Here is a 13,896-nt window from a genome sequence, read left to right on the forward strand (position 1 = left end):
ATATTATATCAGAAATTTTTAACACCCTTGATAGGGAATTTATGACGTAGAGCTTGTCATTATTTTCCTTTATGAAGGTTTTCTGACCCCTTTTGTGGCGATTTTTTTAAAATGGATCGGTCTGAACGTTGCTGCCAATGTTTTCGCAAGTGTGGGCGGTAAAACTCAACTCGGCATTGAATTGCTCGATCCGTTCATCGATAAAACGCAGTTTTCCGGAGACAATCTCCGATAGTTTGAACGGATAGGGCGGCGCCAGCCCCATACTGCGGTTTAGTGCATTCATTACCTGAGAGACTCGGCCCCATTCCGCAAACCAGTCGTCGAAGTCGTTTTCTTTCGGTTCGTATACACTCAATCCGTAACCAACGGCAGTTTCCAGGGTGTCGACTATATGCAGATAGTGAGCCCAGGTTTCTGCCCAATCTTCGTGCGGGTGGCTGCCCGCATAGGGGGTAATATAACGACCGCGCCAGTGGTGCTGCTTGCCTGAGTCATAGTACTGCTGCAGCGCCTGTTCGTAATTTTTACGTTCGTCACCGAACACTTCGCGAAAACGCGTTTTACTCTCCTCGTCACGCATGAGCTTGTCCCAGAAATAGTGGCCGATTTCATGTCTGAAATGACCTAAAAGAGTGCGATAGCGCTCTTTCATCTGCTCTTTCATGGTGTGCAAAAAACCTTCATCCGCTTCGGCGGCATTAATGGTAATCAGGCCGTTATTGTGTCCGGTCAAGAGGTGTTCAATCGCCACATTCGGGTTGGAGCGCTGATCTTCCATAAAGTCGAAGCAAAGATTGTTATGATCGTCAAAACTCACGGTCGTAAACAGTTGCAGTTCCAGCAAGGTATGGAATAGCCGACGTTTGGCTCTTTCCAGTCTTTGCCAACGGAAACGATTATGATCGATCGATTGATCCGGGACCGTTCGGGTCGTTCTGCAGCTGATGCACTGGCAAGCATCATCGGGAGCCTGCTTGCTAAGTGCCCAGTTGCATTCGATATCTTGATAGCGGTTCTCGCAGAGCTTAAAGCTGATCGTTTCCTCAGAGGTACTGGTGTCAGTATAAAAAAAGCCGTCTAAGGCGATCTCTCCGCTCCACATTGTCTGGACATCGGGATCATAGCAGAGATCCCGGCCGCAATTGGGGCAGAAGAGGTCGTGAAAGAATACTTCTTGTTCACATTGGCAAAAAAATCGTTTCATCTTTTTTCTCTAGCCGGATTGAGTGGAAGCTATTATCACCGAAAGTTACTTCGATATGGATAAATTGACTTCACTCTTTAAGCTGCTACGCAACCTCCTTTGGATTGAACCATAGATGGTAAAACTCTGAATGCAGAGCCGAGAGCTTGATCTGAATTCGATCCAGGTAGTTGTGTAAGTCTAAAGAACCGACTTGGTAGTCTTTACTTTGTAGTAATGCCGCTTTTAAAGCTTCAATTTGTGGATTGAGATTGTCACCGTGCGGTAATTTTAGCGCCGTGTGTTCAATTATTCCAATATTGAACAGAAGTGCGCGTGCAAAATCCTCGTCCTGAATCAGGAAGTCAATGACTTGTTGCCCGCTGATTTCGGTCTGGAATTTTTGACGATACATGAAGTAGGCACTGGAAGACTTGAGCAGGTGAGCCCATAGAACACTGTAAAAAGCGTGTTCTTCGTCCGGCAAGGCTTCTTGAGCGATAAACAGGCCGCCGACATCAAGCAGGCGCGATGTCATGTCGGCACGTTCAATACTCATACCGAGTTTAATGAAACGATAGGTGTCGTTTTGACTCATGGTTCCGGCGAGCATGCCTGACCATGCTTGGCAAGAGCGGATGATCTCTTTTAGTAGTTCGTTGCGTTTGCTGCGGGTTTTAAAGTCTTCTTCACGGTCTTTGACCATTAAATAGAGTTCATTGATATGAATCCAGGCTTCACGCGGCAGGATATCGCGAGTCGTGCGTGTATTCTCTCTTGCCCACCACAGCGAAGCGATTAGTGATGCTGGGTTGTCCGGATCGCAAAGCAGCATTTTCATACAGTTTTTTTCGGTTTTTACATCGTAAAACTGTTCGAAATAGTCTTCGTTGCTGGTGATCTGCACCAAGGTATACCAATTGAGTTTGATCGACTTTGGTAAATCGAACATTAATTGTGAATGAATACGGGCCAAACGGGCGGTATTTTCAACACGCTCCATATAACGGGCTAACCAATAAACGCGTTCTGCTACTTTTGACAACATCTTAATTTTCCTCCGTTTGTACGATCCATGTGTCTTTGCTTCCACCTCCTTGAGAGGAGTTGACGACTAAAGAACCTTTGCGCAAGGCAACTCGCGTTAGGCCTCCGGCGGTCACATAAGTGCTTGCGCCTTGGAGAATAAAAGGTCTAAGGTCGATATGGCGCGGTTCGATACCGTCTTCGCATAGCGTCGGTGCAGTGGAAAGTCCAAGCGTTGGCTGGGCGATATAGTTTCGCGGGTTGTTCTGAATTAATTCTCTGAAGGTTTGCAGTTCTTCTTCGCTGGCGTTGGGACCGATGAGCAGCCCGTAACCACCGGATTCGTTAGCCGGTTTGACAACCAGTTCGTTAAGGTGTTCAAGTACGTATTCTTTATCCTCCGGATTGCTGCACAGATAAGTAGGCACATTGGATAGAATCGGCTCTTCGTTTAGGTAGTAGCGAATCATGTCCGGTACATAAGCATAAACGACTTTGTCGTCGGCAACACCGCATCCCGGAGCGTTGGCAATGGCAACATTTCCAGCCCGCCATGCGCGCATCAGACCCGGAACGCCGAGAATGGAGTCTTCTAGGAAGACTTCCGGGTCGATAAAGTCATCGTCGATTCGGCGGTAGATGACGTCAACTTGGGTCAGGCCGTCGATGGTGCGCATGTAGACGCAGTTGTCCTCCAGAACCACGAGGTCGTTTCCTTCCACCAGTTCCGCACCGATTTCATGGGCCAGGAAAGCGTGTTCATAATAAGCCGAGTTATAGATACCTGGAGTCAGTACGACGATTTCCGGCGTTTGGGTTTCGTTTGGGCAGATTGAGCGGAGCATTCTGTTCAATTCAGAAGTGTAACCGTCGACCGGCATAATATTAATGTCGCGGAAAGCTTCCGGGATGACCTGCTTCATTACCGCGCGGTTTTCCAGCATGTATGAAACGCCGGAAGGGACTCGAAGATTATCTTCTAAAACATAGACTTGTCCGTCGCTGTTGCGAACCAGATCGGTACCGCAGATACAGGCCCAGGATTGATGTTTAAGGCGCATGCCGCGGCTTTCTTTCCGATAGTCTTTCGAAGAGAGAATAATGTCTTCAGGGACGATGCCTTCTTTAAAGATATTTTGGTCGTTATAGACGTCTTCGATAAAAGCGTTCAGTGCTTTAAGGCGTTGCTTTAAACCGACGGAAATTTTTTCCCATTCCTTGGATTCGATGGTTCGAGGGAAAACATCGAAAGGCCATAAGCGGTCGATATTTCCCTTATCACTATAGACAGTAAAAGAGATACCCATTTGGGCGATGGTGGTTTCAGCATTTTTTTGCAGCTCGTTGAGAGCTTCTAAGGGCAGGCCGTCTAGGCGGTGAAAGAATTCTTCTGCGGAGGGTCTAAGTGAGTGCGGTGTCTCAAAGGCTTCATCGTAAAAATCGTTTAGGGGGTAATTAAGTGTTGATTGGTTCATGGATTTTCGGCTCAGGTCTATTGCGGTGGTGCAACGGGTTACAAAATGTCGTCTTTTGTAAGTTTATAAGCAGAAAATCAGTATTGTTTTGAAAAGTTCTTATTAATCAAATAATTATAATTATTACGAATAAGTGAAAAGTCAATTTTGCTGGGGTGGAAAGGCTTAAGTTGGGGTGTGGGTTGCACCAAGTTGGATGAAGAGGGAGGTGTAATGGCGGTTGAAAAAGGCTCCGCCGCTCGAGAAGCGGCGGATGCTAAAAAGAGATTAAGCTTTCGCGTTGAAAGTTTCTACGCCGCCTAGAATTTCCTGACGAGCTTCTTCGGCATCTCCCCAACCATCGACCTTAACCCATTTACCAGGTTCAAGGTCTTTATAGTGGCTGAAGAAGTGTTCAACTTGTTCTTTCAACAGCGGAATATCTTCTACTTTTTCGATGTTTGAATAGATCGGAGAAAGTTTGTCGACCGGTACGGCAATAACTTTGGCATCCTGGCCGCCGTCATCAGTCATTTTAAAAATGCCGATCGGGCGACAACGAATAACCGAACCTACCAACAATGGATGCGGAGTGACAACCAGAACGTCAACCGGATCACCGTCGTCAGACAGAGTATCGTTAATGTAACCATAGTTAGCAGGGTAGGAAAGAGTCGAACCCTGTAGTCGGTCTACCCAGACGAGATCGGTATCTTTGTCCACTTCGTATTTGATCGGTGGGGCAAACGCAGGGATTTCGATGATTACGTTTACGTCATTCGGTACGTCTTTACCTGCTGGAACAGCTGCAAAACCCATAATAAAAATTCCTTTAATTCAGTGATAAACGCAAAACACCCGCATAAAGCGGGTGTTGTTCGAATTGCTGTAAATTCGATTATTTAGCGTGGTAAGCAACAACCTTAGCCACTTCGTTCTTAGAACCAAGAACAACTGGTACACGGTCGTGGATGCCTTGTGGGGCAACGTCCATGATGTCCATGCGACCAGTTGAAGATGCACCACCAGCTTGTTCAACAAGCATAGACATTGGGTTACCTTCGTACATTAGGCGAAGTTTACCGGCTTTTGATGGATCACGGTTGTCGTAAGGGTACATGAAGATACCGCCGCGCATTAGAATACGGTGTACTTCAGCTACCATAGAAGCAACCCAACGCATGTTGTAACGCTTACCTAAAGGACCTTCTTCACCTTGTAGGCAGTCATCGATGTACTGCTTCATTTCTGGTTCCCAGAAACGTTGGTTAGACATGTTGATGGCGAATTCAGCAGTGTCTTCCGGGATTTGAACACCAGACTTAGTTAGGATGAACTCACCTACAGTAGTGTCTAGAGTGAAGATGTTTACACCGTTACCAGTAGACATAACTAGTAGTGCAGATGGTCCGTAAAGAACGTAACCCGCAGCGACTTGCTTGCGACCGTTTTGTAAGAAAATAGATTGATCGTCTGCTGCTCTATCGTCTTCTGGCGCTTCTAAAATAGAGAAAATGGTTCCTACTGAAAGGTTAACATCAATGTTAGATGAACCGTCTAGAGGATCGAAAGTAACCAGGTATTTACCTGGAGTGGTGCTGGCGACAGTGTAATCTTCTTCTTCTGAGCCGATTGCTTTAACGTAAGGGTTGTCGATTAAAATGTCTTTTAATAGATCGTTAGAGATAACATCAAGCATTTTCTGAGTTTCGCCCTGAACGTTTTCATCTTCAGTTGCGCCTAGGATACCTGCTAGTTCACCTTGACGAAGTTTGAATGCGATGTCTTTACACGCAACGATTACGTCATTGATTACTAGTTCTAATTCCGCTGGAACACCGTCCGCTGCCAATACTTGGTCAAGTCTTTTCATCGAGGTTTTCTCTCTATGTAGTCAAAATTGAAAGTTAAAAATTAGCGTAATCTTACACTTTCGATGCGGGCTTATCAATTCAATTATTTTTTACCCTCGGACTTTTATAAGTCAGGTTTGATTGGCGGAAGAGAGTGGGAAATGTGTAAAACTTTCGGAAATAGCGGGCTTGAAGTGTAAAATGGCGTTTTGTTTTTAATAGGTAAAATCGTTCGAAAGATTTGTTCTTCACCGGGTCGGTTTTAGCTTTCCTTTGAGTCTATAGAGAATGCCATGAAGTTTATCGTTAAATTGTTTCCGGAAATTATGATTAAAGGCGGACCGGTCAAAAAAAGAATGATCAGTCTGCTGTTTGACAATTTACGAACTTTGCTGGCGCGAGTGGATAGCCGGATTGAAGTCAAACGCTTTTGGGATAAGCTGGAAGTGCAAAGTCCTGAAGGGTGCATTGATGCCGTTCGCCGGGTGCTAAGTCAAACGCCGGGTGTGGAGCAATTCCTGGAGGTCGTGCAATATTCAACCGGAGAAGATTTGGAACGGATTGCCGAGAGAGTTGCCGAGCATAAACTTGCGTTGATTAAAGATAAAACATTCGTTGCTCGTGCCAAGCGCAGCGGTACTCACAGTGTGAGTTCTTTTGAAATCGAGCGTTATGTCGGTTCTTATTTATGTAAACACGGTGATCCGAAAGGTGTCGACTTGCGACATCCCGAAGTAAAAGTCGAATTCGAACTGGAGCAAAATACCTTAAATGTGATTACCGAACGCCGCATTGGTTTGGGTGGATTTCCGATGGGTGCTCAGGGTGAAGTGTTGTCGTTAATGTCCGGCGGGTTTGATTCAACGGTGGCAAGCTACTTGACCATGAAACGCGGAATCAAGACGCATTTTATCTTTTTCAATCTTGGCGGCGCAGCGCATGAAATCGGCGTTAAGCAGGTTGCACTTTATTTATGGAGTCAGTTTGCCGCTTCCCACAGAGCGTTTTTTGTCAGCGTGCCTTTTGAAGCGGTGGTTGAAGAAATTTTTCGCTCGACGCATGAGAGTTATATGGGGGTCACCTTAAAACGCCTGATGTTGCAAGCTGCAGAAAAAATTGCCGATCAAATGGGGATTGACGCTTTGGTAACCGGTGAGAGTGTGGCCCAGGTAAGCAGCCAGACGCTACGCAATCTGGCCGTGATCGATGAAGCCACTAATAAATTGGTATTGCGGCCTCTGGCGACTATGAATAAACCGGAAATCATCCAGATCGCCGATCAGATCGGCACGCGTCATTTCGCCGAAAATATGCCGGAATATTGCGGTGTAATTTCTAAAAATCCGGTGACAAATGCCTCCTTCGAGCGCATGCATAAAGAAGCGGCCAGATTCGATTATGACGTTTTGCAGGCGGCAATTGATTCGGCGCAGACCTTACCGGTGGATCAGATTATCGACGATGTGAACCAGGCCGAGGCGGTTGAGGTCGTGCGCGATTTGCCAAAAGAGGCGATCGTCATAGATATCCGCCGTCCGCAGGAAAGCGAAGCGAATCCGTTGGCGATTACCGGTTCCTTGTCGATTCCGTTTTACGAGTTAAATCGTGAATTTTTCAAGTTGGATGCCGAACGCGAATACCTGTTGTATTGCGAGAAAGGGGTGATGAGCCAATTGCATGCCCAGTATCTGCGCGATAAGGGCGCTGAAAACGTTAAGGTGTATCGTCCTCGCTAACCGCTTCTTCCTGTTGGATATCATCGGAGTTCTCATCGTCTTCGAGATCTTGAGATTCCATGGCTTGCAGTTGTTCCTGTTTTAATAAATGCTTGCGTTCGGAAACCTGTTTGGCAAGTTTGAAAGCGATTTTGGTTTTTTGAATGGTTGCTACGTAATTGACGGTTTCGTATCCGACGGTTTCCAGCGCCATTTTTTCGACGTTATAGAACCATTTGTACGGGTCTATGCCTTTTTTACGAGCCATCCTCTGAAATTGACGGACTCGGCCGGGTCCGGCGTTATAGGCGGCGAGTGCAAAATTAATCCGTTCTTCCGGCGTATATTCGTCCCCACTGAAATAGTAATCTCTTAAAAATGCCAGATATTTGGTGCCGGCAAGAATGTTGGTTTCCAAATCTTTGATATTCGGAATGTTGACGATTTTAGATGAGGCGGTCGACTGACGAATTTGCATAATGCCGTAAGCGCCGACACGACTGCGCAGATTCTGTTCGAAGCGCGATTCCTGATAGGCTTGAGCGGCGATCAGGTGCCAATCGAAATCGAAGAAAGTGGCGTACTTTTCGAAATAATATTGCAGGCAGGGATTTTCATCCAGAGCTGTCAGGCTTAAGGGCGCTTTAATCCAATAGGGGTTTTTAAAGTATTTTTTATATAAACTATTGCCGAGCAATTTTCCCGGGCGGGCATAGTTTTCAATAAAGTCGTTCAGTGAGGCTTTTAGATCGGGCAAGTTTTTATTGATCGCCCAGGCGATTTTTCCACCACGGTAAATCTGAAAGTTGTCGTAAATTTTCAACTTAGGGTAAATGTTGGTGTAGATCTCGGCGATGTGATTATCGCTGACTGTGTAGTCATAAAGTCCTGCATTGACCAATTCCAGAATGTCTTCACCTTCCAGTAGCGAATCGGCCTGAATAATTTCCATTCCGGGAAGGCCCAGACGTCCCAAGGCCTGATTAAGCTGTTCCAGATGGATAACGTAACTGCTGCTGGAAACGACGGCGACCTGTTTGTTCGATAAGTCTTCCAGTCGTTGGATAGGCTCGGCATTAGCATTGGCAACCAGAATTTCACGGACGTTTTTAATATAGGGATCGGTGAAATCGACCAGCATGCTCCGTTCCGGGGTGACGGTCAGTCCTGCGGCGACAATGTCACCGAACCCGGCACGCAGATCGGCAATAAGTTCGTTAAACGGACGGGTAAGAAAGACGATGTGTGTTTTATATTTTTCCCGTCGCGGCCCACGGTTTAAATAGTCTTCGTAAGCTTTGAGCAGATCGTGTTCAATCCCACGGTCGCCTTTGTGGGTATGAAAGAAGTTGGTGCGGTTATAGCTGATTAGTACTCGTAAAACACGCCTTTCGCGTATTTCGTTCAGATCGCCGATAAAGGATGCATTAATGCGTTTGTTAAGAGAAATAGGTGTGGTTTGTGCCAGAACCGGATTTGGAAATTGCCAAACAATAAATGCGATTACGAATAACGTAATTTGCAGTGTTCGACACGAAGGGTTCAGTCTGATTTGCATGAATGTCCAAATCCGTTTGGTTTATGGTTTCTTTAAACCTGTTTTGAGCAGAAGGGCGGGATTAATCAAACGCTGCACCGTTTCTCTCTGTCTTTTATTAAGTTTTAAGCAAAATAAGGGGTCGGCGCCGATTTTGCAAGTTTTTCAGGCTGCCTTATTTAGGGTTGCGAGCTGCTGTACAAGGGAAAATCGTTAGCGCTCTATTTGTTTATCGTTGCGGATTCAGCATTCTTTAAAGCATTTTTAACAGGTGAAAAACCGGTATTTTGGCGATGCAAAGCGTCCTCGTAACAGGAATGCAATAAACTCCGGGCCGCTTTTGGTATAATGCATCGGATTTTTAATGAAATATTTGTTCTTTTTTGTTTCGGCAGTGGAGTTTGAGCCGGATGCAAATATTTGCAAAACTAAATTAGTGAAATATAGAGTGACTACAGAAGTAATTTTGGATCCGAAAGATCCGCACGCTCAGCGCGAAGCTGAAAAATACGAGAATCCTATCCCCAGTCGCGAATTTATCTTGGAGAGCTTGGAAGCAGAACAGAAGCCGCTAAGATTAAACCAAATCGCCGAATTGTTAGATGTTTCTGAAGAGGACGAAGAGCGCTTTGAAGCCTTGACACGTCGTTTAAAGGCGATGGTTCGGGACGGTCAACTAATCCGTAATAGACGCGGTGCCTTTGGTTTATTGAAAAAGATGGACTTGATCAAAGGTCGCGTTTTGGGACATCCCGACGGTTTTGGCTTCTTGGTTCCGGATGAGGGTGGCAAAGACCTATTCTTATCGGAAAAAGAGATGCATAAGGTTCTGCATGGCGACCGGGTTATCGCTTCGGTAATCGGTGAAGATCGCCGTGGCCGTCAGGAAGGGATTGTTATCGAAGTTTCTGAACACAGCACCCAGCAATTGTTAGGGCGTTTGAACTTTGAAGATGGTCTGGCGTGGGTTCGTCCGAACAACAACCGCATCACCCAAGACGTTTTTATTCCTCAAGACGGTTTGCTGGAAGCGAAAGAAGAGCAGATCGTTTTGGTTGACATCATCCATCAACCGTCTTTGAGATCTGGTCCGATCGGTAAAATCGTTGAAGTTGTCGGTGATTATATGGCGCCGGGAATGGAAATCGATTCGGCGATTCACGCTTACGGTATTCCGAATGAATGGTCTGACGCGCTATTGCAAGAGTTGGATGCATTCGGTGACGAAGTGACTGAAGAGGATATGAAGGGACGTAAGGATTTGCGTACTCTTCCTTTGGTGACTATCGACGGCGCCGATACCAAGGACTTTGACGATGCGGTGTTTGCCAAGCGTCGCAAGAATGGTTGGCGTCTGGTTGTCGCCATTGCGGATGTCTCGCATTATGTCAAGCCGGGAACGGAACTGGATAAAGAAGCCTTTAAACGCGGTAATTCGGTGTATTTCCCGCAGAGAGTGGTTCCTATGCTGCCGTCAAAATTGTCTGACGGTTTGTGCTCCCTGAACCCGCAGGTCGATCGCCTTTGTATGATTGCCGATTTGGCAATCGACGAAGAAGGGAAGTTGGAACGCAGCCAGTTCTATCAAGCGGTTATGAACTCCAAAGCGCGTTTGACCTATGATCAGGTATATGACATTTTGACCAATCCTGAAAGCGCTTTCCGTGAAGAGTTTGCCGAGCAGGTTTCTCATCTGGAAGATTTGTACGAGCTGTATAAAGTTCTGCAGAAAGCGAGAGAAGAGCGCGGCGCCCTGGAATTCGATACCACTGAAACACGTATCGTATTTGACGATTCCAAAAAGATTCAGGAAATCGTGCCGGTTGTGCGTAACGATGCCCATAAGCTGATCGAAGAGTGCATGTTGATGGCGAATGTCGCCACAGCACGCTATCTGAAATGGCATAAATTACCGATTATTTATCGTGTCCACGAACCGCCGACGGAAGAGCGCCTGAAGAATCTGCGTACCTTTCTGGCTGATTTCGGATTGGGCTTGAACGGTGGCAATGAACCGACTGCTAATGATTATGCGGCGGTTGTCGAGCAAGTCGCAGGAAAACCGTATGAGCATTTGGTGCAAACGGTTCTGTTGCGCAGTATGAATCAGGCGGTTTATCAACCTGATAATAAAGGGCATTTTGGCCTTAACTACGAACACTATACCCATTTTACCTCGCCGATTCGCCGTTATCCGGATCTTCTGGTGCACCGTGCAATTCGCCATGCCTGGACCAAGCAGGGACCGGCCAATTTCTTGTACGATGATGCCAAGATGTCCGATATGGGAAGTCACTGTTCGGATACCGAACGTCGTGCCGATGAAGCGACGCGAGATGCTGTGACTTTCCTTAAGTGCGAGTTTTTGTCGCACCGCTTGGGCGAAGAGTACGAGGCGGTAATTACTTCTGCGACTAATTTCGGTCTGTTTGTCGAAATCGATCCGTTGTATGTTGAAGGACTGGTGCACATTACCGAGTTGGGCGAAGATTACTTCCACTACGATAATGCGCGTCATTGTTTGAAAGGTGAGAGAACAGGCAAGGTTTACCGTCTGGGAGATCGTATCCGAGTGCAGGTTGCACAAGTCAACCTGGATGATCGTAAAGTCGATTTGCGTTTTATCGAGAGTTTGACGGACTCCAGCGAAGTATTCGCGGAAGACGACTCTCAACAGGATGACGGAGAGGAAGCGTCAGACGATAAAGCGAAAAAACCGCGTAAAAAACGCTACTACCGCAAAAAACGCAAAAATGCCAAGGCAAAGACTAAAGCATGAGCAGCGAGGTAATTTACGGTCTGCATGCCGTTGAGAAATTCATTAAACAGTCTCCGCAGTCGGTTTACTCGATTCGTTTTGTGAAAGGGCGCCTGAACGGTCGTCAGCAAGCGTTATTTGATCAGGCAAAGGCTCTTGGGCTGTCACCGCAGTTTGTCGCCAAAACCGAATTTAAAGGGTTTGACGAGGTGAATCATCAAGGTGTGCTGGCTGAAGTTGCCAAGCAGGCTGATTTGACCGAGAGTGACCTGCAGGAATTGGTTGAGAATACGGCGAACCCGCTGGTGATTTTCTTGGACGAAGTTCAAGATCCGCATAATCTGGGGGCGATTTTACGAACGGCTGACGCGGTCGGTGTGACTGCCGTCGTGATTCCTAAGCACAATTCCGTCGGCATGAATGCTACCGTGCGAAAAGTCGCCAGCGGAGCGGCTGATAATGTGAAGTTGATTGTCGTATCCAATTTAGTACGTACGATCAAACAGCTGCAATCTTCCGGTATGTGGATGATTGGGCTGGCTGGTGAAACCGATCTGACTATCTATGACCAGGATTTAACCGGATCGATCGGAATTGTGATGGGAGCTGAGGGCAGCGGTTTACGCCGTTTGACTAAAGAAGCTTGTGATCACTTGGCGGCGATTCCTATGGTCGGTGTGGTTGAAAGTCTTAATGTTTCGGTTGCCACCGGTATTGCGGTTTACGAAGCGTTTCGACAAAGAAGCCGTTAAGCGCAGGTTTTGTTTTCCGTAATTAAAAGAGGCGTCTATTAAGACGCCTTTTTTATTTTCGGCAATTAATTTTCATCATTCGCTTAATAAATAGATGTCACCCTTGTCGTCGACACGAATCGACAGGCTTTTCAGAGACTCGTTCCAACATGGACCTTCCACGCACAAACCGTCTTCAATATTGAAAAAAGCGTCGTGTACCGAACATTTCATCGTGTTATCGAATGGATTAACGTCGATTTTATATGCTTCGTTAAGCGGCACATTCTGATGCGGACAGTTATTTTCGTACGCTTTGATTTTTCCTTCGAATTTGATTAATACCACGGACGTTCCGTCGAGGCTTTCGACAACAGTCGTTTTTGCATTGGTGACTTGCTTGATATTTGCCAACGGATGATCGGAATTTTTCTCGGTCAAAAGATCGTCCAGACCGTTTTGACGAATTTTTTTAGCAGCAAGTTGCGATGCAAAAGCAACCGCCTGCTGTAAGTCCTTGCTTTCGTTCAGGGAATGAATCAGTCCGGCATTAAAAGTATCTCCTGCACCCAGAGTGTCGACGATATGATCGATGGATTCGGCAACCTGGTGTTTGATTTCTCCGCCTGGAGAGCAGAACCATGCACCTTTCTCACCCCAAGTACACACTAAATTAGAATGCGGGGCTAGTTCCTGCATCGATTTGAGTAAGGTTTCGCCATCGTTGAAGCCTTTTGCCGTTCCGTAGTGATGGGAAAAAATCAGCAGGTTGGCTTGCGGGAAGAGTGCTTCGATGCCTTCTCGCGGCTTTTCTATCTCCAGGGAAATAGGCTGTTCATCCAAAAACGTTTTGGCGATATTGAGCATTCCGGGCAAATGTTGCATATTACGGCCCTCAAAATGCAGCCAGTCGTAATCTTCAATTTCGATTTTGGCGAAAAAATCAAAACTGATTTCCGGAAGATCGCGATAGTGAACAATCGTTCTGGAACCGTTCTGAGAGTTTAAAGTGATAAAGGAATTCGGGGTGCGTCCTTTAATAAAGGTTTGCACATGCGTAGTATCGATCTTGCGTTCTTTGATACCGGCTATGAGCTGTTTGGCTTCCTGATCGGCTGCGACAGAAGTGCAGATCGCGCATTGATGCCCTAGCTGGGACAATACATATAGGCTGTTGTTGATATTGCCGCCGACTAGCTGTTGCTTTTGGGAAGCACGAAGTTCTTCGTTTTCGTCGGGATAGTGATTGACGGTAAAAAGTGTGTCTAAAACGGCATTGCCGATTCCGAGAATTTTGGCCATGGATTGCTTATGCTCTTGAGATTAAAAGGTTTAAGACTGAAAACGGCTGCAAATTTTAGCATAGGGTCGAAAAAAATCGAAATGTTACCGAAAAATGACTTGACAAGCCGAAAAGTGAATAACCTTAGAAAAGTCTTGACATTAAGGGAATCGTTTTTAAATTTCTTTGTTAGAGTTGCATGTTTTCTGTGTTTTATAAGTTATTGAAAAATAATGATAATAGTGCATTTTTAATGAAGGGCGAAAAACTTTTTATTGACAGATATCTTTTCCACAAAAGCTGTGGATAACTTTGTGCGTAATTTTATGGAAAGACGCTTAAGTCCTTTAAAAT

At 46.0% G+C, this 13,896-nt stretch carries 10 protein-coding genes; 3 read left to right on the forward strand and 7 right to left on the reverse strand.

Annotated elements, in window-relative coordinates; translation table 11 throughout:
- Positions 1–106: 106 nt before the first annotated feature.
- From H8792_RS10265 to H8792_RS10285, 5 genes are all read right to left on the reverse strand, one after another.
- The gene (locus tag H8792_RS10265; protein WP_185978871.1) at positions 107–1,207 is read right to left on the reverse strand and encodes a zinc-binding metallopeptidase family protein; all 1,101 of its coding nucleotides are present in this window, start codon (positions 1,205–1,207) and stop codon (positions 107–109) included.
- Between the two features lie 85 nt (positions 1,208–1,292).
- Positions 1,293–2,234, reverse strand: a complete 942-nt coding sequence (locus tag H8792_RS10270; RefSeq protein ID WP_185978872.1) for an alpha-E domain-containing protein — start codon at positions 2,232–2,234, stop codon at positions 1,293–1,295.
- 1 nt (position 2,235) lies between these two features.
- Positions 2,236–3,687: a circularly permuted type 2 ATP-grasp protein gene (locus H8792_RS10275; RefSeq protein ID WP_185978873.1), complete on the reverse strand. Its 1,452-nt coding sequence runs from the start codon at positions 3,685–3,687 to the stop codon at positions 2,236–2,238.
- 267 nt (positions 3,688–3,954) lie between these two features.
- Positions 3,955–4,485, reverse strand: a complete 531-nt coding sequence (ppa, locus tag H8792_RS10280; RefSeq protein ID WP_185978874.1) for an inorganic diphosphatase — start codon at positions 4,483–4,485, stop codon at positions 3,955–3,957.
- A 79-nt stretch (positions 4,486–4,564) separates the two neighbouring features.
- Positions 4,565–5,539: a class 1 fructose-bisphosphatase gene (locus H8792_RS10285; protein ID WP_185978875.1), complete on the reverse strand. Its 975-nt coding sequence runs from the start codon at positions 5,537–5,539 to the stop codon at positions 4,565–4,567.
- A gap of 273 nt (positions 5,540–5,812) precedes the next feature.
- Here H8792_RS10285 and thiI point away from each other — a divergent pair, with 273 nt between their 5' ends.
- A complete protein-coding gene (thiI, locus tag H8792_RS10290) occupies positions 5,813–7,255 on the forward strand; it encodes a tRNA uracil 4-sulfurtransferase ThiI (protein WP_185978876.1) in 1,443 nt (480 codons plus the stop codon).
- Here the strand turns inward: thiI and H8792_RS10295 are convergent.
- Positions 7,233–8,792, reverse strand: coding sequence for an MltF family protein (locus H8792_RS10295; protein ID WP_185978877.1), 1,560 nt, complete (start codon positions 8,790–8,792; stop codon positions 7,233–7,235). The genes thiI and H8792_RS10295 overlap by 23 nt on opposite strands.
- Before the next feature lie 427 nt (positions 8,793–9,219).
- On the opposite strand from H8792_RS10295, the gene rnr reads away from it, so the two are divergent.
- Positions 9,220–11,550 carry a ribonuclease R gene (gene rnr / locus H8792_RS10300; protein WP_319557826.1) on the forward strand — a complete coding sequence of 777 codons (2,331 nt, stop codon included), beginning with the start codon at positions 9,220–9,222 and terminating at the stop codon, positions 11,548–11,550.
- Positions 11,547–12,281, forward strand: coding sequence for a 23S rRNA (guanosine(2251)-2'-O)-methyltransferase RlmB (rlmB, locus tag H8792_RS10305; protein WP_185978879.1), 735 nt, complete (start codon positions 11,547–11,549; stop codon positions 12,279–12,281). Before rnr ends, rlmB begins: the two co-directional genes overlap by 4 nt.
- A 75-nt stretch (positions 12,282–12,356) precedes the next feature.
- Here rlmB and H8792_RS10310 read toward each other — a convergent pair whose 3' ends face one another.
- A complete protein-coding gene (locus H8792_RS10310) occupies positions 12,357–13,562 on the reverse strand; it encodes a PfkB family carbohydrate kinase (protein WP_185978880.1) in 1,206 nt (401 codons plus the stop codon).
- Between the last annotated feature and the right edge of the window lie 334 nt (positions 13,563–13,896).

It is taken from the genome of Thiomicrorhabdus heinhorstiae (assembly GCF_013391765.2).
Lineage (GTDB): Bacteria > Pseudomonadota > Gammaproteobacteria > Thiomicrospirales > Thiomicrospiraceae > Thiomicrorhabdus > Thiomicrorhabdus heinhorstiae.